The organism is Actinoplanes sp. TFC3, from assembly GCF_001553785.1.
In the GTDB taxonomy this organism is placed as follows: Bacteria; Actinomycetota; Actinomycetes; order Mycobacteriales; family Micromonosporaceae; genus Actinoplanes.
Map to the genome: position 1 here is coordinate 952,226 of NZ_LOJP01000002.1, position 17,734 is coordinate 969,959.

14 protein-coding genes, 1 tRNA gene and 1 other RNA gene are annotated in these 17,734 nt (G+C 66.9%); 5 read left to right on the forward strand and 11 right to left on the reverse strand.

What is annotated here, in order from left to right; genetic code table 11:
* The first annotated feature begins 84 nt into the window (after window positions 1–84).
* The 3 genes from TFC3_RS31490 to TFC3_RS31500 all read left to right on the forward strand — a co-directional run bounded on the left by TFC3_RS31490 (window position 85) and on the right by TFC3_RS31500 (window position 2,907).
* Window positions 85–741 (forward strand): HNH endonuclease family protein, encoded by a 657-nt coding sequence (locus tag TFC3_RS31490; protein WP_067509240.1) that lies wholly within the window; start codon window positions 85–87, stop codon window positions 739–741.
* A complete protein-coding gene (locus TFC3_RS31495; protein WP_067509242.1) occupies window positions 741–1,184 on the forward strand; it encodes a hypothetical protein in 444 nt (147 codons plus the stop codon). Before TFC3_RS31490 ends, TFC3_RS31495 begins: the two co-directional genes overlap by 1 nt.
* A 106-nt stretch (window positions 1,185–1,290) precedes the next feature.
* Window positions 1,291–2,907 carry a family 20 glycosylhydrolase gene (locus TFC3_RS31500; RefSeq protein WP_153040553.1) on the forward strand — a complete coding sequence of 539 codons (1,617 nt, stop codon included), beginning with the start codon at window positions 1,291–1,293 and terminating at the stop codon, window positions 2,905–2,907.
* A gap of 254 nt (window positions 2,908–3,161) precedes the next feature.
* Here the strand turns inward: TFC3_RS31500 and TFC3_RS31505 are convergent, their stop codons facing one another.
* The 9 genes from TFC3_RS31505 to ffs all read right to left on the reverse strand — a co-directional run bounded on the left by TFC3_RS31505 (window position 3,162) and on the right by ffs (window position 14,813).
* The gene (locus TFC3_RS31505) at window positions 3,162–4,199 is read right to left on the reverse strand and encodes an ABC transporter ATP-binding protein (protein ID WP_067509244.1); all 1,038 of its coding nucleotides are present in this window, start codon (window positions 4,197–4,199) and stop codon (window positions 3,162–3,164) included.
* A 17-nt stretch (window positions 4,200–4,216) separates the two neighbouring features.
* The gene (locus TFC3_RS31510; RefSeq protein ID WP_067509246.1) at window positions 4,217–5,257 is read right to left on the reverse strand and encodes an ABC transporter ATP-binding protein; all 1,041 of its coding nucleotides are present in this window, start codon (window positions 5,255–5,257) and stop codon (window positions 4,217–4,219) included.
* A 13-nt stretch (window positions 5,258–5,270) separates the two neighbouring features.
* On the reverse strand, window positions 5,271–6,272 hold the full coding sequence (locus TFC3_RS31515; RefSeq protein ID WP_067509248.1) for an ABC transporter permease: 1,002 nt from the start codon (window positions 6,270–6,272) through the stop codon (window positions 5,271–5,273).
* Window positions 6,273–6,346: 74 nt separating this feature from the next.
* Complete coding sequence (locus tag TFC3_RS31520) at window positions 6,347–8,119, reverse strand: ABC transporter substrate-binding protein (RefSeq protein ID WP_067509249.1); 1,773 nt, start codon at window positions 8,117–8,119, stop codon at window positions 6,347–6,349.
* Between the two features lie 85 nt (window positions 8,120–8,204).
* The gene (locus tag TFC3_RS31525; protein ID WP_067509251.1) at window positions 8,205–9,212 is read right to left on the reverse strand and encodes an ABC transporter permease; all 1,008 of its coding nucleotides are present in this window, start codon (window positions 9,210–9,212) and stop codon (window positions 8,205–8,207) included.
* A gap of 618 nt (window positions 9,213–9,830) precedes the next feature.
* Complete coding sequence (gene recR / locus TFC3_RS31530) at window positions 9,831–10,424, reverse strand: recombination mediator RecR (RefSeq protein WP_067509252.1); 594 nt, start codon at window positions 10,422–10,424, stop codon at window positions 9,831–9,833.
* 4 nt (window positions 10,425–10,428) lie between these two features.
* Window positions 10,429–10,737 carry a YbaB/EbfC family nucleoid-associated protein gene (locus tag TFC3_RS31535; protein ID WP_015626007.1) on the reverse strand — a complete coding sequence of 103 codons (309 nt, stop codon included), beginning with the start codon at window positions 10,735–10,737 and terminating at the stop codon, window positions 10,429–10,431.
* A 99-nt stretch (window positions 10,738–10,836) separates the two neighbouring features.
* Entirely contained in the window at window positions 10,837–14,649 is a 3,813-nt protein-coding gene (locus TFC3_RS40590) for a DNA polymerase III subunit gamma and tau (protein WP_082772637.1), read from the reverse strand.
* A 74-nt stretch (window positions 14,650–14,723) separates the two neighbouring features.
* Window positions 14,724–14,813: signal recognition particle sRNA small type (gene ffs / locus TFC3_RS31545), an RNA gene on the reverse strand.
* A gap of 83 nt (window positions 14,814–14,896) precedes the next feature.
* On the opposite strand from ffs, the gene TFC3_RS31550 reads away from it, so the two are divergent.
* Window positions 14,897–14,981, forward strand: a tRNA-Ser gene (locus TFC3_RS31550).
* A gap of 172 nt (window positions 14,982–15,153) precedes the next feature.
* On the opposite strand, the gene TFC3_RS31555 is transcribed toward TFC3_RS31550, so the two are convergent.
* Window positions 15,154–15,438 (reverse strand): DUF3892 domain-containing protein, encoded by a 285-nt coding sequence (locus TFC3_RS31555; RefSeq protein WP_067509921.1) that lies wholly within the window; start codon window positions 15,436–15,438, stop codon window positions 15,154–15,156.
* 128 nt (window positions 15,439–15,566) lie between these two features.
* Between TFC3_RS31555 and TFC3_RS36475 the strand changes: the two genes are divergently transcribed.
* Window positions 15,567–16,403 carry an ImmA/IrrE family metallo-endopeptidase gene (locus tag TFC3_RS36475; RefSeq protein ID WP_236718563.1) on the forward strand — a complete coding sequence of 279 codons (837 nt, stop codon included), beginning with the start codon at window positions 15,567–15,569 and terminating at the stop codon, window positions 16,401–16,403.
* Between the two features lie 113 nt (window positions 16,404–16,516).
* Here TFC3_RS36475 and TFC3_RS31560 read toward each other — a convergent pair whose 3' ends face one another.
* Window positions 16,517–17,725 (reverse strand): site-specific integrase, encoded by a 1,209-nt coding sequence (locus TFC3_RS31560; protein ID WP_067509254.1) that lies wholly within the window; start codon window positions 17,723–17,725, stop codon window positions 16,517–16,519.
* Window positions 17,726–17,734 lie beyond the last annotated feature (9 nt).

Below are 17,734 nucleotides of genomic sequence, written 5' to 3' on the forward strand. Positions count from 1 at the left end.
CGGCGATCCCGGCGGCGCGCGGGAGATTTCCCCCACGGATGACGAGTCGAGCGAAACGGTCAAACGTTCCATACGCTTTGCACCGTGCCCCCACGTTTCGTCCTCCCCCTCGCCGCCGCCCTGCTCACCCTGACCACCGCGACGGCCTGCGATGTCACCGTCACGGACCAGCCGTCGTCGCCCGGCGCGACCACCGCCACGACCAAGGCCGGCGACCCCAACGCCGCCAAGGGCCAGCTCGACAAGCTGACCGTCGCCAAGGCCGGCTCGATGAGCGGGTACAAAAGGGACAGGTTCCCGCACTGGCGCAGCACCGGCAGCAACTGCGACGTCCGCGACTCCGTCCTCAAGCGAGACGGAACGAAGGTCAAGTTCTCCGGCTGCAACGTGGTGGCCGGCACCTGGACCAGCCTCTATGACGGCGACAAGATCACCGACCCGGGCAAGGTCGACATCGACCACATGGTCCCGCTGGCCAACGCCTGGCGCTCCGGGGCGAGCAAGTGGACCGACGACAAGCGCGAAGATTTCGCCAACGACTTGGACAACCCGCAGCTCGTAGCGGTTTCAGCGTCCTCCAACCGGTCAAAAGGTGACCAGGATCCGTCCACTTGGAAGCCCGAACGCGCAGCGTCCTGGTGCTCCTACGCGCAGGACTGGATCACCGTGAAGAGCCACTGGAAACTGACGGTGACCACGGCCGAGAAAAAGGCCCTGGCCGAGATGCTGGAGAAGTGCTGATGAGCCGCAAACCCAAGGCCCGCGCCGCCGCGCCCGAATCGCTCCCCACCTCGACGCCCGCCGCCGAGACCGCGCAGGCCAGCGAAACCACGCCCGCCGCCGAGACCGCGCCGCCTGCGGCTGAGGCCACGCCCGCCGCCCAGACCGCGCCGCCTGCGGCTGAGGCCACGCCCGCCGCCGCACCTGCAGCCGCTGCGGACAGCCGCTCCACCGACATCACCGCCGGTCAGGGCGGTGTCATGACCGACGAGGAAGGCGTGGTGACCGGTGAGCTCACACTGCGCACCGAGCTGACCGACGGCCAAGTCGCGGTCAAAGTCCATTACAAGGACGCCGACGAGTGGTACGCCGTCACCGGCGCCAAGGCAGCGCTGCCCGACCCGTCCGGCCTCGACGCCGTGCACGCGATCGCCGTAGGCATCCTCAACCGCCCCGAAGGCTGACCGGCCCCGCTCGCGGGTAGGAGGCGGCCAGCGACCGCACCTGCACCCATCGAGGGAATCGGACAGGACGCTTTTCCAATAGACGCCCGGCTATGTAACGTCGGGCATGGCCTTACCCGGCACCCGCCGCCGCACAGCCACGGCGGCCCTGGCCCTGTCCCTACTAGTCATCCCCACACCCGCTGCGGCCACACCCCCAGCCGCGACCGCGCCGGCAACGAGCAGCCCGGCGCCCGCTCTGTCCAGCGTCATCCCCGCGCCCGTCGAGGTCACCCCGGACGCCCGGCAGACCTTCCACCTCGGCCCGCTGACCGTCATCCGTACCCAGCCCGGCTCCCCCGCCAGCCGGCAAATCGGCACACATCTGGCCGGCGAGCTGCGGCCTGCCACCGGGTACCCGCTGCCAGTCCTGCCGATCGCCCCTCGCGCGCTGCCGGCGATCTCCCTACTGCTCGGCGCGAACGAGGCACGCCTGGGCGACGAGGGCTACCGGCTCACGGTGCGGACGTCGGGCATCACGATCCGGGCGAACAAGGCGGCCGGGCTCTATGCCGGCACGCGTACCCTGCTGCAACTGCTGCCTGTCGAGATTGATTCGCCGACGGTTGTGCGCCGTACCTGGGCCGTGGCCGGCGGGGGGATCGTGGACTTCCCGCGGTTCACCTATCGCGGGGCCATGCTGGATGAGGCGCGGCACTTCCACGCGCCCGCCGAGATCAAGGCGTACATCGATGAGATCAGCCGGTTCAAAATCAACTATCTGCACCTGCATCTTTCCGATGACCAGGGGTGGCGCGTCCAGATCGACAGCTGGCCGAAGCTGACGCAGGTCAGCGGGGGTGCGGGCACGGGCGTTGACGGCGTCGGCCCGGGATTCTTGACCAAGGCCCAGTACAAGGACCTCATCTCGTATGCCGCCAAGCGCTTCATCACAATCGTGCCCGAGATCGACATGCCGGGCCACGTGAACGCGGCACAGGTGGCGTACCCGGAACTGACGTGCGACGGGGTGGCACCGCCGCCGCGTACGGACACCGCTGTCGGTTACAGCTCGCTGTGCATCGGCTCGGAGACCACGTACCGCTTCGTCGAAGATGTGATCCGCGAACTGGCCGCGCTGACCCCCGGCCCGTACCTGCACATCGGCGGCGACGAAGCCCGCGCCACCTCCGACGCCGACTACCTGGCGTTCCAGCAGCGCGTTCTGCCGCTGGTGGCCAAGTACGGCAAGACGGCGTACGGCTGGCACGACATCGCCAAGTCCCCGGCCGCCGCCAACGCTGTGGCCCAGTTCTGGGGCACCGGAACCAGCGAGCCCTTCCTGGTCACCGCCGTCGCCGGTGGCACCAAGGTGATCATGTCCCCGGCCAGCCGGTCCTACCTGGACATGAAGTACGACCCCAGCACCCCGCTCGGGCTGACCTGGGCCGGCTACATCGAGGTGCAGACCGCGTACGGCTGGGACCCCGCCACCCGGGTAACCGGCATCGGCGAGAACGCCATCCTTGGCGTCGAAGCACCGCTGTGGTCCGAAACCCTGCGCAACCTCGACAACATCGAGTTCATGGCGTTCCCCCGCCTGCCCGCGATCGCCGAACTGGGCTGGTCCCCACCGGCCACCCACGACTGGCAGTCCTTCGCCACCCGCCTCGGCGCCTACGGCCCCCGCTGGACCCTGCGCGGCGTCGACTTCTACCGCTCACCCCAGGTGGTGTGGTCCTGACCGATCACTCGCTACTCCTCCGCGATGATGCCCATCGCGTCCGACGGCCTCGTCGCCGGCATCACGGTTGGGCTTGCTGTCGCTACTTTCCTGCACAGGGCGCTTCCGAAGTAGTCGACCTCGCGGACCACCCACTCAGAATGAAGGGCCCGGTCAGCCGTTTTGGAGCGTCAGCTCCTGGCTGTCCGGGCCCGGCCTCGGTGGGAACTGCGGTCTGCACCACCCACCGAGCTACGACATCCTGATCTTGATTGTCAGGCTTGTGCTCCGGCTGGGCGGCGGCCGGCGACGACCTCGTCCTCGGTGACCGGGAAATGGCAGGCCGTCTGGTGGGAGGCCGGGTCTTCGAGGCGCGGGATGAGGGCTGGGTCTTCGGTGGCGCAGATGTCCTGGGCTTTCCAGCAGCGGGTGCGGAAGCGGCAACCGGACGGCGGGTTGATCGGGCTGGGGACGTCGCCGGTGAGCAGGACGCGGTTGCGCTGGGCTCGTTCGCGGCGGGCGGGGTCCGGGACCGGGACGGCCGACATCAGGGCGACCGTGTACGGGTGGCGCGGGTTCTTGTAGAGCTGCTCGCGGTCGGCGATCTCGACGACGCGGCCCAGGTACATCACCGCGACGCGGTCCGAGATGTGCCGGACCACCGACAGGTCGTGCGCGATGAACACATACGTGAGGTCGAATTCGCGCTGCAGGTCGTCGAGCAGGTTGACCACCTGCGCCTGGATCGACACGTCCAGGGCGCTCACCGGCTCGTCGGCCACGATCAGTTTCGGACGCAGAGCCAGCGCGCGGGCGATGCCGATGCGCTGGCGCTGGCCGCCGGAGAACTCGTGCGGGTAGCGGTTGTAGTGCTCGGGGTTGAGGCCGACCAGCTTGAGCAGGTCCTGCACCGCCGACTTGAGTCCGTTGGGCGTCGGGATGTTCTGGATCTGCAGCGGCGCGGAGATGATCGAGCCGACCGTGTGCCGCGGGTTCAGCGACGAGTACGGGTCCTGGAAGATCATCTGTACGTCGCGGCGCAGCGGGCGCAGGCCGGCCTGGCCGACATGGCTGACGTCGCGGCCGTCGAACAGCACCTTGCCCTCGGTCGGTTCGAGGATGCGGGTCATCAGGCGCCCGGTGGTCGACTTGCCGCAGCCGGACTCGCCGACCAGGCCCAGGGTCTCGCCCTTCTTGACCGCCAGGTCGATGCCGTCGACCGCGCGCACCGCGCCGACCTTGCGCTTGAACACGCCCTTGGTGATCGGGAAGTGCATCTTGAGGCCGCTGACCTCGAGAAGGTTGTCCGTCATAGAAATCTCACTCCCGCTCACAGGTTCGGAGCAACTTCCTCGTGGAAGATCCGCCGCTTCTCCTCGGCCGGCAGGTGGCAGGCGACCGCGTGCACGCCACCGCGCAGCTCGGGCACCTCGGTGAAGGACCGGTTGCCGTTGCGTCCCGCGTACGGGCAGCGCGGGTGGAAGGCGCAGCCGTCGGGCAGGTTGATCAGGCTCGGCGGGGTGCCCTTGACCGGCGTGAGCCGATCGCGCACGTCGCGGTCGAGCCGGGGCATCGAGCCGAGCAGACCCCAGGTGTACGGATGCTGCGGCTCGTGGAACACGTCGGCCGCCGGGCCTCGCTCGATGATCTTGCCGCCGTACATGACCAGCACGTCGTCGGCCAGCTCGGCCACCACGCCCAGATCGTGCGTGATCATGATGACCGCGGAGCCGAACTCGTCCTGCAGGTCACGGATCAAGTCAAGAATCTGCGCCTGTACGGTCACGTCGAGCGCTGTGGTCGGCTCGTCGGCAATCAGTAGCTGCGGGTCGTTCACCAGTGCCATGGCGATCATCGCGCGCTGGCGCATGCCGCCGGAGAACTGGTGGCCGTACTCGTTGAAGCGCTTCTCGGGCTGCGGGATGCCCACGCGGGCGAGCATGTCGATGGTGCGCGTGCGGGCTTCCTTCTTCGACACGCCCTTGTGGTGCACCCGGTACCCCTCAACGATCTGCGCCCCGACCGTGTAGTACGGGTGCATCGCGCTCAGTGGGTCCTGGAAGATCATCGCCATCTTGCCGCCGCGCAGCTTGCGGACGTCCTCGTCGGTGGCGGTGACGAGTTCCTGGTCGTCCAGCCAGATCTCGCCGGCGACCTTGGCGTTGCTGCGGGTGCGGTGCAGGCCGAGCACGGCCAGCGAGGTGACGCTCTTGCCGGAGCCGGATTCGCCGACGATGCCCAGGGTCTTGCCGCGCTCGACGGCGAACGAGGAGTTCGACACCGCCTGCACGATGCCGTCGTCCGTCTCGAAGCGGACGGTGAGGTCCTTGACCTCGAGGAACGGCCGGGTGCCGGTCGTGGTTGACGACATGGTTCGCCTTTCCTCAGCCGAGCCGTACGCGCGGGTCGATGACGCTGTAGAGCAGGTCGACGATCAGGTTGATCACGACGATGAAGATCGCTGCCAGCAGCGTGACGCCGAGGATCACCGGCAGGTCGTTCTGGCGGATCGCGGTCAGCGCCTGATATCCCAGCCCGCGCAGGTTGAACACCTGCTCGGTGAGGATGGCGCCGGCCAGCAGCGTGCCGAAGTCCAGGCCGAAGATCGTGACCAGCGGGGTGAGCACGGCCCGCAGACCGTGCTTGCCGATGACCGTGCGTTCGGTCAAACCCTTGGAGCGAGCCGTACGGATGTAGTCCTCGTTCAGCGTTTCCAGCATGTTCGCCCGGGTGAGCCGGGCGTACGTGGCCGCGAACAGGAAGGCCAGCGTCACCCACGGCAGGATCAGCCCGGTGAACCAGGATGCCGGGTTCTCCAGGAACGGCGTGTACGCGGTGTCAGGCAGCCAGCCGAGCCAATGGATGAAAATCAGCAGGGCCAGCTGACCGGTGAAGTAGATGGGTAAGGAGACGCCGGCCAAGGCTCCTGTCATCGCCGCCCGGTCGAGGAAGCTACCTCTTCGAAGCGCGGACAGCACGCCGGTCGCCACACCGATGAGGACCCACAGGACAGCGGCTCCGAGTGCCAGCGACAAAGTCACCGGGATGTCGCTGAGCAGCAGCGGGGTAACTTCCTGCTCGGTCTTGAACGAGTAACCGAGGCAAGGCGCGTCGCAGTGCGTGACATCGTTGCCACTGGCGTAGTCACGCCCGGCCACGAGGCCCTTGATGAACTTGCCGTACTGCACCGGGATCGGGTCGTCGAGCCCCAGCTTGGTGCGAATGCCGTCGAGCGAGGCCTGGTCGGCGGTCTTGCCGATGTAGAGCAGCGCCGGATCGCTTCCCGTGATGGTGGGAACCGCGAAGAAGATGCCGAAGGTCACCATCGTGACCACCAGCAACGTGATCACGGCGTTGACGATCCGCCGGATGAGGTAAGACAGCACGACGTTCGGCCGAACAGCGGGCGGCCTTCACCTGCCCTTCGATCTACCCGATGTTCAAGTGCGGGCGAGGTTTGTTACTTGCCGTCGCTGACGCCGAGGGCCTGGAAGTCCAGCATGCCGAAGGAGTCGTGGACGTAGGCGTTCGTCAGCCGCGGGTTGCGGTAGTTGAGCGCCTTGTCGAACACGAAGGGCAGGTAGTAAGCGCCCTCCATGACCTTCTGGTTGACCTGCTTGTAGATGTCGGCGGCCTTGGCCGGGTCGGTCTCCAGAGCAGCCTGGTCGAACAGACCATCGATCGACGGGTCGCTGATCTCCGGCAGGTTGAAGTTGCCGTTCTTCAGGATGTAGCGGCTGTCCACGAGCGCCTGCAGGTAACCGGTACCGGTCTGCCAGTCGGCACCCCAGCCGGCGATCATGATGCCGTAGCCCTTCTTGTGGGCGTTGTCGGGCGAGCCGACCACCGAGGCGATCTGCGCGCCGTCGTACTGCTCGATGGTGGCCTTGATGCCCGCGGTCGCCAGCGAGGCCTGCAGCGACTCGGCGGTCTTGATCTCGGCGGGCTTGTTGTTACGCACCGCGATGATGGTGTTGAAGCCGGTCGGCTTGCCACACGCGGCGAGCGCCTGCTTGGCCTTGTCCACCTGCGGCTTGCCCTGCGCGCGGCCGTAGGGGTCGTACGACGGGTCCGAGCCGGCGATGTTCGGGGGCAGCATGTTCGTACCGATGTCGCCACCGGCAACCGCGCCACCACGGGCGGTCTGCAGCCCGGTCGGGTCCGACGCGTAGATGACGGCCTTGCGGCAGTCCACGTTGTCGAACGGAGCGACCTTCGTCGAGATGGCGGCGTAGCGGATGAAGCCGGTGGCCGGGGCGTCGGCGTACGCCTTCAGCTTCGGGTCACGCAGGATGTCGCCACGCGCCTTGGTCTGCACACCGGTCTGGCTGATGTCGATGTCAGCGGTGCCCTGCTCGAGCCGCGAGTCCAGGTCCTCGGCGTTCGTGGTGATCGTCAGGTTGATCGCGTCCGGCAACGCCTTGCGGATCGTGTCGGTGCTCGAGTCCCAGTTGGGGTTGCGCACGAGCTTGAGGCTCTTGCCCGGCTGGTACTCGGAGATCATGTACGGGCCGGAGGCGGCCGGCTTGGAGCCGTACTGCTTGCCGGTGTCACGCTTCTGCGGGACGGGGCCCGCGCCCGGCATGGCCAGCAGGTACGGCAGGTCCGCGTACGGGTCCTTGAGCTTGAAGACGATGGTCGTGTCGTCCGGCGTCTCGACCGACTTCAAGCCCAGCTTGTTCGGGTCGCTGTCCTTGTACGGGCCGGGGTACTTCTGGCCCTGGTCGAGCTGGTTGATCAGGTACGTCGGGCCGCCGGGCACGACATCCTGCGCGAACACGCGCTCGATGCCGTACTTGATGTCCTTCGACGTGATCGGGGTGCCGTCGTCGAACTTGACACCCGCCTTGAGCTTGAAGGTGTACGTCTTCTTGTCCGCGCTGATCTCGGGCTCGCTGGCGGCGAGGTCCGGCTGCAGCTTCAAGCCGTCCTTGCCCGGCGCCGACGCGTAGTCCATCAGCTTGCGGGTGTAGAGCCGGTTCATGTTCCACACGAATGCGTAGTAACCACGCACCGGGTCCCATGAGTCGGCATCCTGGGCGGTCCAGAGGTTGAGGGTCCCGCCCTTCTTGTCGCTCGCGTTGACCACCGAGGTGATCGCCGCGTTGTAGGCGCTCTTACCGCCGGAGTTGCTCTTGCTGTCGCTGCTGTCGGACTTTCCACCGCACGCGGCGGTGAGCCCCAACGCGACGGCGACTCCGGCAGCCGCCACCGCCTTCGTTTTGCTGACCACCAGTTCTCCTACCTCCTAGAAACGGAACCAACGGTTCCGAGGATCATGCGATGGTGCACCGGGCACCGCGTCACGCCGAGGGCGATCAACGGGCCTTCGGGTCGAGGGCGTCTCGCAGGCCATCACCGAAGAGGTTGAAGGCCAGCACGGTCACGAAGATCATGACGCCCGGAATGATCATGTACATGGGATCGTCGGTGTAGTAGCTGAGTGCGTCCGACAACATGCCGCCCCACGACGGGTTCGGCGGCGGGATGCCCACGCCGAGGAAGCTCAGCGCGGCGTCCGTGAGGATGTTGGTGGGGATGATCAGCGTCGTGTAGACGAGAATCGGCGCGGCCAGGTTCGGCAGCAACTCCCGGAAGAGAATGCGGCGGGAGCCCGCCCCGAGGCTCTTCGACGCCTCAATGAATTCCCGCTCCCGCAGCGAAAGCGTTTGACCCCGGACAATACGACCGATGTACGGCCACCCGAAGAACCCGATCACGCCGATCAGCACCAGGACCCGAGACCACCGCCCGCTGACGCCGAAGATGCTCTGCGGCAGCACCGAGACAAGAGCGATCGCGAACAGCAACTGCGGGAACGCCAGCAGGAAGTCCATCACCCGGCTGATGATCGAGTCGACCCAGCCACCGAGGTAGCCGGCTGCCAGCCCGAACAGCGTGCCCAGCACGGTGGAGACGAGCGCGGAGAGCACAGCCACGATGAGGGTGGTCTGGGCGCCGTACAGAATCCGGCTGAAAATGTCCCGGCCCGACGACGGCTCGACGCCGAGGATGAAGTCCTTGCTGATCCCGCCGAAAGATCCGATCGGCGTGCTGAACGTCGGGTCGATCTGATCGCCGTGGAACTCGTTCACCGGGTGACCCCAGATCCGGGCCAGCACGGGCGCCAGAATCGCGAGCAGCACAAGGAACATCACCACGAAGGCGCCACCCATGGCGACCTTGTCGCGCTTCAGCCGCCGCCAGGCGATCTGCTTGAGTGACCGGCCGGCGATAGCTGTATCGCCGGTGCCGCGCACAGCGGCGGCGTCGTCGGTGGGCGCCGACCTCTCGTCGGTAATCGACGCCTCTGGGCCGATCGACATCTAACCGCCGGTCCTTTCCCCGGCCGCCGACCACACGGTTTCCACAGTCTTATCCGGGGGAATGCATATCCCCAGGTAAGACGATGGCTCCCGCAGCGCCCCGGCAACCGATCGGTTACGCAAGCCTCGAGTGCCGTCTCCCGAGAACCGGCCCAGTGAGGCCGAATCACGGAGAGACACGACGGCGGGTTTGGCGCCATCGCTAGGAACATTCACCTATGGCGGGGGCGCGGTCAAGGTTACGAGCCGCTCGCGTCTGCTATCCGTGTCTCCCTCGTGATGAGACCGTGACCTCCGGACGCCGCCGGAGGGAAAGCTACCGGCCAGGCGACCGCAAAGACCCCGAAACCCGGCATCTTGTACCCGTTTACGAGGGCGAAACATGGTGGGTTGGCGGAAAAGCCGGACGGACGAGAGCCGGATCGGCCGGGCGTGGGAGGGTGGAGCGGCCTTCGGTCAGCTTTTTGGGTCTTTGATACGGACCTGCGGGCCTTCTTCGATCGCGGCATTCGGCCTTCGCGGGGCGCGGCCATGGCCTGCGTCCCTCTGGAGTTGCGGGCCGGCGGCTTCGTTGCTGGTGTCGATCCGCCGCCGGCCTCGTGCGCGTTCCTGGTGCGGTCAGACCGCTCGGCGACCCTCGAAGGCGCGACCCAGCGTGATTTCGTCCGCGTACTCCAAGTCACCGCCGACCGGCAGCCCGCTGGCCAGCCGCGTCACCGCGATCCCCATCGGCTTGACCATCAGCGCAAGGTAGGTGGCCGTAGCCTCCCCCTCGGTGTTGGGGTCGGTGGCCAGGATCAGCTCCTTGACCTCGCCGGTGCCGAGCCGGATCAGGAGTTCACGGATCCGCAGGTTGTCCGGGCCGATGCCCTCCAGCGGATTGATGGCGCCACCCAGCACGTGATAGCGCCCCCGGAATTCACCGGTGCGCTCGATCGCCACCACGTCTTTGGGTTCCTCGACAACGCAAAGAACCTCGTTGGTACGCCGGGTGTCACGGCATACCCGGCACTGCTCCGACTCGGCGACGTTGAAGCAGGTCGTACAGAACCGGACCAGCTCCTTGACCTTGCGCAAGGACGTAGCCAGCCGGTTCACATCGGCCGGATCGGCGGACAGGACGTGAAAAGCGATCCGCTGAGCACTTTTCGGCCCGACGCCCGGCAGCCGTCCCAGCTCGTCGATCAGGTCCTGAATGGCGCCTTCGTACACGGGCTCAGAACCCCGGCAGGCTCAGGCCGCCGAGACCGCCGGTGGCCGGGCCCATCTTCTGCTCGGTGAGCTCGCGCTGCGCCTCAGCCGCGTTGTGGATGGCGGCAAGCACCAGGTCCTCCAGCGTCTCGACGTCATCCGCGTCGACCGCCTTCGGGTCGATCTTCACCGACTTGAACTCGCCCAGCCCGGTCACCACAACCGTGACCAGCCCGCCACCGGCCGTACCGGTGAGCTCGGCCTCGGCCAGCTCAGCCTGAGCCTGGGCGACCTGCTGCTGCATCTTCTGCGCCTGCTTCATGATCTGCTGCATGTTCGGCTGTCCACCGGGGCGCATCTGCTACTCCTCAGAAAAAAAGGGGGGTGGTCGTTTCCATTGTCCCGTGCCAGGCCACCGGCGCGCGGAGCCGGGTCAGGACTCGCTGATCTTCTCTGCCCCGAACACGTCCCGCAGTAACTGCATGGCCTGCTGCTCACTGCTCTGCCGGGCCGTCTTCTCGTCAATAACCTCGTCAAGCGGCTCGTCACCGGGGTCAAACCCCTCCCAAGCCACCCCGCCGCCACTGCCTTTCGCCCTGGTACTGCCGTTCGCGCTGGCACCGCCGTTGCCGTTGGCGCTGCTGCCGTTCACCCTTTTGCCGTTGGCTCCGGTGTTGCCGCGGTTGCCGGTGTCGCGGTTGCCGGTGTCGCGGACCGGGCCGTCATACTCGGGGTCGTACGGCGCTTCCTCAGTGGGCGAACCGTCCGACCAGGAGTTGGAGGTCGCCGGCTTGGTCCGGCCGGCGGGCGGCGGAGCCGAACCCCGAGCAGCAGCGGCGCGGGCGGCAGCGATCGCACTGCTCACGGCGGGCCGGGCCGGTGTCGCTGGGGCAGCGGTCGGAGCCGGAGCTGGAGATGTTGCCTCGGCTCGGGTGGCTGCCGCCGCGGCTCGGGCCGCCGAGATGGCCTGAGCCGCCGCCGCTGCTGGGGACACGCTGCTCGACCCATCTGCTGCGGGAGTCGCTGCTGCCGGCTTGGGCGCTGCAGATGAAGGCGCCGATGCGGGAGATCCGCCCGAGGTCTCCGGCGCGGGCGTTCCCGGCCGGAAGCTGTCCGCTACCGCCTGCGTGCCCGACGCCTGCGCGGCCGACGGCGGCCCAGCCGTTTCCTGCGCAACTGGGCCTTGCCCGGCCGCCGCCTGCGCAATTGGCCCGTGCCCGGCCACCGGCCGCCCCGCCGCAGCCTGCCCGGACGCCGACTGTTCGGACGCCGACTGTTCGGACCCAGGCTGCGCGGACGCAGCCTGCGCGACTGAGCCTTGTTCGGATGCTGCTTGGGCGGCCCCTGCCTGCGCGATCGGGCCTTGCTCAGCGCCAGCCTGGCCATCCGATGCCTGCGCTGCCCCGGCCTGCGCAGTCCGGTCTTGCCCAGCCGTTGCATACCCGGACGCGGCCGGTCCGACGCCTGCCTGCCCAACCGGCGCCTGCCCCGCGCCTGCCTGCCCCGCGCCTGCCTGCCCTGCGCCTGCCTGCGCAACCGGCGCCTGTGCTGCCCCGGCCTGCGCAAACGGGCCGTCCCCGGCCGTTCCGGGCGCAGTCGCGCCATGCCCAGCTGCTGCAGGCCCGGTCACTGCAGGCCCGGCCGCTGCTTGTTCGACCAGCGCGGACCCTGACTCAGGCGCTGCCGCCGGAGCTGGCGCGGCGGGCTGAGCAGCCGCTGGCGTCTGAGCTTGCGGGGCCGCCCCGCCCGGGCGTACCGGCTCGGGCCATTCGTCGTCGTCTTCTGGGGGTTCAGGCTCGTTTTGCGGGGAGGCGAGGCCGCCTGGGCGGACCGGTTCTGGCCAACCTCCGTCATCGTCGTCGACCGCGGTGGCGGACTGGTGGGCGGGCTGGCGGTTTTGGGCGTACGCCGGAGCGCCCTCGGCCGGGGCGCTTCGGGCGCGCGGGGCTGAGCTGCGGTCGGCGGCCTGGGCGGCGGCGCTGCTCTGGGGGTCGCGGCCTCCGTCACCGCGTGGCGGAGGACCTTGCGGCCGGCGCGGAACCGAACCACCGCCGCCACCGCCTCCTTCGCCAGCGACGTCGCACCGGATCTGCCAGCGCCCGCCGAGTGCCTCGTACAGGGCGTCGGAGATCAAGCGCGGCTCGGCGGCCACCATGCGCGCGTGTGCCGGGAACCGGAACGTCAGGATCACCGTGGTGCCGTCGAGCTCCCGCACCGTCGCGCCTTGGGCCAGCGCGGCGATCTTTTTGCTCTTCCGCCCGACGGCCACCATGACTTCGGGCCATACCTCGCGGATGGATGCCACGGTGAGCTGTCCGGGTACGGCAGGTTCGGCTACCGGATCGCTCGGGGCGTCCGGCATGATCCCGGCCGGTTCAGGCGCCCACGACGCCGGAGCAGAGGAAACGGGCAGCGCCGAGACGGGCATCGATGACACCGGTGCAGCCGGGTCCGCTTCACCCGAGGCCCACCCGGACACTTCCGGCGCAGCCGGCTCAGGCTCGGGTTCATCGGAATCGGAGAAGGCCGGCTCAGAGGCAGCAGGTGTCGGCGGTGCGGACACCGGCGCGACCGGAGGCGAAGAAACCGGCGCAGCCGACCCGGAAGACTCTAATCCAAACGGCGCAGAGGGATCCGGCACGGAAGAGACCGGCGCTGCAGAGCCCAACACAGCAGGCGCGGAAGACACCGGCGCCGAGGAGACCGGCACGGAAGAGACCGGCGCCACCGGACCCGAGGCAGCCGCCGGCGCGGAGGAAGTCGGCGCAGGAGCCGCCGAAGAAGTCGGCGCAGGAGGCACAGAGGAAGCCGACGCAGGAGGCGCCGAAGAAGTCGGCGAAACCGCAGTCGAGCCAACCGGCGCAGCGGCCCCACCTGAAGCAGCCGCCGCCCCAGGAACCGCAGTCGCCCCACCCCGTCGACCAGCCGCCGCAGCCGCAGCCGCAGCCCGAGCAGCCGACAAGCCGCCGCCTCCAGCCGAGGCCAGTTCCGGCGAGCCGCCCGCGAAGGAAGACGGCGCCGCCCCGGCGGATGGAGCGGTGGGGGTGACCGGGTGCTCTGGACGTACCGGATCGGTGTCGTTTGTGAGCGTGAGGCGGCGCTCCATGCGTTCGAGACGCTGGAGGAGGGCGCCGGTTGAGTCTTCGGCTCCGGGCAGGAGCATGCGGGCGGTGATCAGTTCGAGGAGCAGGCGGGGGGCCGTTGTGCCGCGCATTTCGACCAGGCCGTTGTGCACGATATCGGCGCAGCGGGAGAGGGTTGCGGGGCCGAGGCGGGTGGCTTGGGCGCCCATTTGGTCGAGTTGATCGGCCGGGCCGTCGATCAAGCCCTTGGTGACCGCGTCCGGGATCTGTTGCAGGACGATCAGGTCGCGGAAGCGTTCGAGCAGGTCGGAGGCGAAGCGGCGGGGGTCGTGACCGGCTTCGGCGACGCGGTCGATGGTCTGGTAGGCCGCGGCACCGTCGCCCGCGGCCAGGGCGTCGCACATCTCGTCGAGCAGAGTGGCGTCCGTGACACCGAGCAGAGCCACCGCTCGCGCGTAGTTGACGCCTTCCGGGCCGGCGCCCGCGATGAGTTGGTCGAGTACCGAGAGGGTGTCGCGGGCGCTGCCGCCGCCCGCCCGCACGACTAGAGGAAAGACGGCGGGATCGACGTGGATACCCTCGGCCTCGGTGAGTTGCTGAAGGTACGGCCGCAGCACCGCCGGCGGAATCAGCCGGAACGGATAATGGTGGGTCCGGGAGCGGATCGTGCCGAGGACTTTTTCCGGCTCGGTGGTGGCGAAGATGAACTTGACGTAGTCCGGGGGCTCCTCGACCAGCTTGAGCAGCGCGTTGAAGCCCGCCGACGAGACCATGTGCGCCTCGTCGATGACGTAGATCTTGTAGCGACTGTTGGCGGGCGCGAAGAATGCCTTCTCGCGCAGGTCGCGGGCATCGTCCACGCCACCATGGCTGGCCGCGTCGATCTCGATGACGTCGATCGACCCGGCGCCGTCGTTGGCCAGCGACTTGCAGCTCCCGCAGACGCCACACGGCTCGGGAGTGGGACCCTGCTCACAGTTCAGTGAACGGGCCAAAATTCGCGCACTCGACGTCTTGCCGCAGCCGCGGGGCCCGGAGAACAGATACGCATGGTTGAGCCGACCGCTACGCAACGCTTGCGACAGCGGCTCGGTAACGTGCTCCTGCCCGATGACCTCGGCAAACGTGCGGGGCCGATACTTGCGGTAGAGGGCCAGTGCCACTCCTGCCTCCTCTGGACGACCGCGCCATTCTCCGTCGAGGGTGTGACAAGAACAAACGACGTGCCCCAGAAGTGAAGGACCCCCCGTGCACCCGCCAGAGCCCGCTTATCCTTGCTGCCTTCCGGCCCTGGGGAGGTTCACGAGATGACGCCGCACGAGGGGCTGGTCACAGCGTACCCGGCCCGATCGAGCACCGACGGGGCGGTCCCGGCGAAAGTCGCTCGCGGGGTTCTGTATCCTGGCGCACGGAGGATTCGCCTAGAGGCCTAGGGCGCACGCTTGGAAAGCGTGTTGGGTTCACACCCTCACGAGTTCGAATCTCGTATCCTCCGCTCTCTGAGCAGGGCATATGCGGATGGGGCCAGATCAGGATCTGGCCCCATCCGCATATGCGTCTCAGTGCTCGTCTCAGTAAGACCTGCAGCCCTACAGCCACTCGGCTCCCCGGCGAGATGCGACCCACCTGTGGGGTGCACGCACCGTCACCGCTCCAGGAGCCGCTTGCTACCGATGCGGGAGCGCCAGCAAGTTGTCCGTCCACTGCCCGTCAGCGTAGGTCCGCAGGTACTTGGGGCCGTAGGGCGGCTTGACCACCCCGACATCAGCCCGATGGCCGCCGCTCTCGACATACGCCTTGCCGTTCTGGTCCTCGATCCATGCAACCAGCTCAGCTCGCGTGTTCGGCCTCTCCTCGGCGGCGCCGGAGGCAGGATTGACCCACCAAAGGCGACCAATGTGCTCGTGACCAGCTCCCCCTTCGAGCCGAATACCCGTAATCCTGATCGCCACGTACACCTTCCATACAGGTTCATTGAGTAAGTCAGCCGTACGATAAAGCTGCGATCCAGCCTTCATACCGGCCTGTCATGGCTACCATACCGCGACGGTATGGCTGTTGTTTGTCACTCGAAAGGTTGATGTTGAGCGAGCATTCCGTAGGTGTCGGACAGCGCATCCGTGCGGCTCGCGAAGCTCGCGGATGGTCACAGGGCGCGCTAGCCTCCCGCCTTGGCCGCACACAAACGGCCGTGAGCTACTGGGAAAGCGGAAATCGCGCGCTCGCACTCGACGACCTGATAGCCGTTGCAGAGGTGCTTGGCGTAAGTACTGCGAGCCTTCTGCCGGACTCCAGGTCTCAGCGCTCAGCGCCGGCCTTACTTCGGGCCGTCGCCGAGCGGGTCGACGCGGGCCAACTCGCGGACGAACTCGAAGAATTTGCGCTAAAAGCTCAGGTTGAGCCACGTCTACAAACCAAGTGGAATATCGAGCCCGCGTCTCCGCGAGACACGGCAGAGGCACTTCTCGCCATTGCAGGCATCAACGATACTCCGGTACCAGTAGTCGAATTGGCCACGGGATGCGGCATCCGCGTCCTTCCGTGGAGCTTCGACAACGTTGACGGCCTCGTGGTCGACCTCGACAATGGGCCGACCATTGCTTATAACAGGAGTCAGCCACATACACGTCAACGATTCACGATTGCACACGAGCTTGGTCATCACCTATTACGCCATACCGACCGGTTTTACGTTGATTTCGGCAATGAGCTGGCTCCGCTAGCCGCAGGCGATCACCCAGGCTACGATTGGCGCGCCGAACGATCCGCGAACGAGTTTGCCGCTAATATACTTATGCCATCACCAATGATACGGCAAAGTTTTGGCCAAACTCCAGATGTGCGGGCACTTGCGAAACGCTTTGACGTCAGCTCTGCAGCCATGAGCATCCGGTTGACCGCACTCCGGCTCAAGTGAAACCAATATAGTTCCTCGAACAAATCAACCTGCTTGCTTCGCCTCCGACCGAGCATTTTCACAAGTTGATTAGCGGTGCACCACTGCACATTGATGACTCACAGCCGAGGCTTTCAGGTCTGCGACCACAACAACCGCCCTACTTGCTCGGCAATATCGACCCGAAGTTGATCAGTCACGTGCTGGTATCGAGCGGCCATTCCAGTCGTGGCCCACCCCATGACATCCATGACCGCTCGTTCTTGGACCCCGAGAATCATAAGCACAGTAGCAGCCGTATGACGTGCATCGTGGAGTCGACCATCGCGAACGCTCGCCTTCTTAAGTAACTCCTTCCAATCATGGTAGTCAGTATTTGGGTTTAGTGGTCGACCAGTCGGAGAAGTGAACACCCAACCATCCTCAAACCACAGCTGTGCAGCCATCCGACGTTCCTCACCCTGCGCCTCGCGGTGCTGTCGCAGAAGCTCAACCACACTCGCCGGCAGACCGATTATCCGGCGGCCGGAAACGGACTTCGTATCGTCAGTGTCCGCATTCGACTGCACCCGTTGAGGGCAGTATCCAGCTTTCCTCCCGCAGGGTTTGATTCCACACCCATGCTTGTATCTCGGCCTCAAGCGGTTGCGGCGAACTCGCAGTGTTTGCTTATCCAGGTCTAAGTTTTCCCACTTGAGGCCCAGAGTCTCGCCCTGACGTAGCCCAAGCGCCAGCGCGATAGCCCACCGAGCGCTATTACGGCGCTTGCCAGCCTCCTCCAAGATGCGCTGCACCTCCACGACGGAGTACGGCTCCACCTCCATAACAGTGAGCCGCGGAGACTTAGCGAGACTCGCAGGATTCTGCGTGAGATGCCCACGCCGCATCGCTTCGTTGAGCGCAGTCCTCAACGTCCGAAACGCCTGATGCGCCGTAGCCGGCTTACTCCCCCGCTCCTGCATCCGACGCATCAGCTTCTCGATGTGCTCCGGCGTCAACTTCTCAAGCCGGTGTGCCCCGATACCGGGGATGAGGTGGGTATAGACCGCGACCCGGTAACCCGACGCCGTATTCGCCTTAACGGACGGAGCGGCAATCTCCTCCACCCAATGCGTCAACCACTTCCCCACGGTCCACGAAGAGCCAGCCTTCCGAACACGCCCGGAGTCGCGCTCCTGTTCCAGCTTCCGAACCGCGCGGATGACCTCGGCCTCGGTCTTGCGCTCGACGTGCCTGCGGTCCGGCTTCCCGTCGTCACGAACACCCATCGTGACGCGACCGTGCCACTTGCCGTCTTTGCCCTCGTAGATGCTCGATGCTCCGTTCGGCCTGCGTCGTCCCATCGAGTCCCC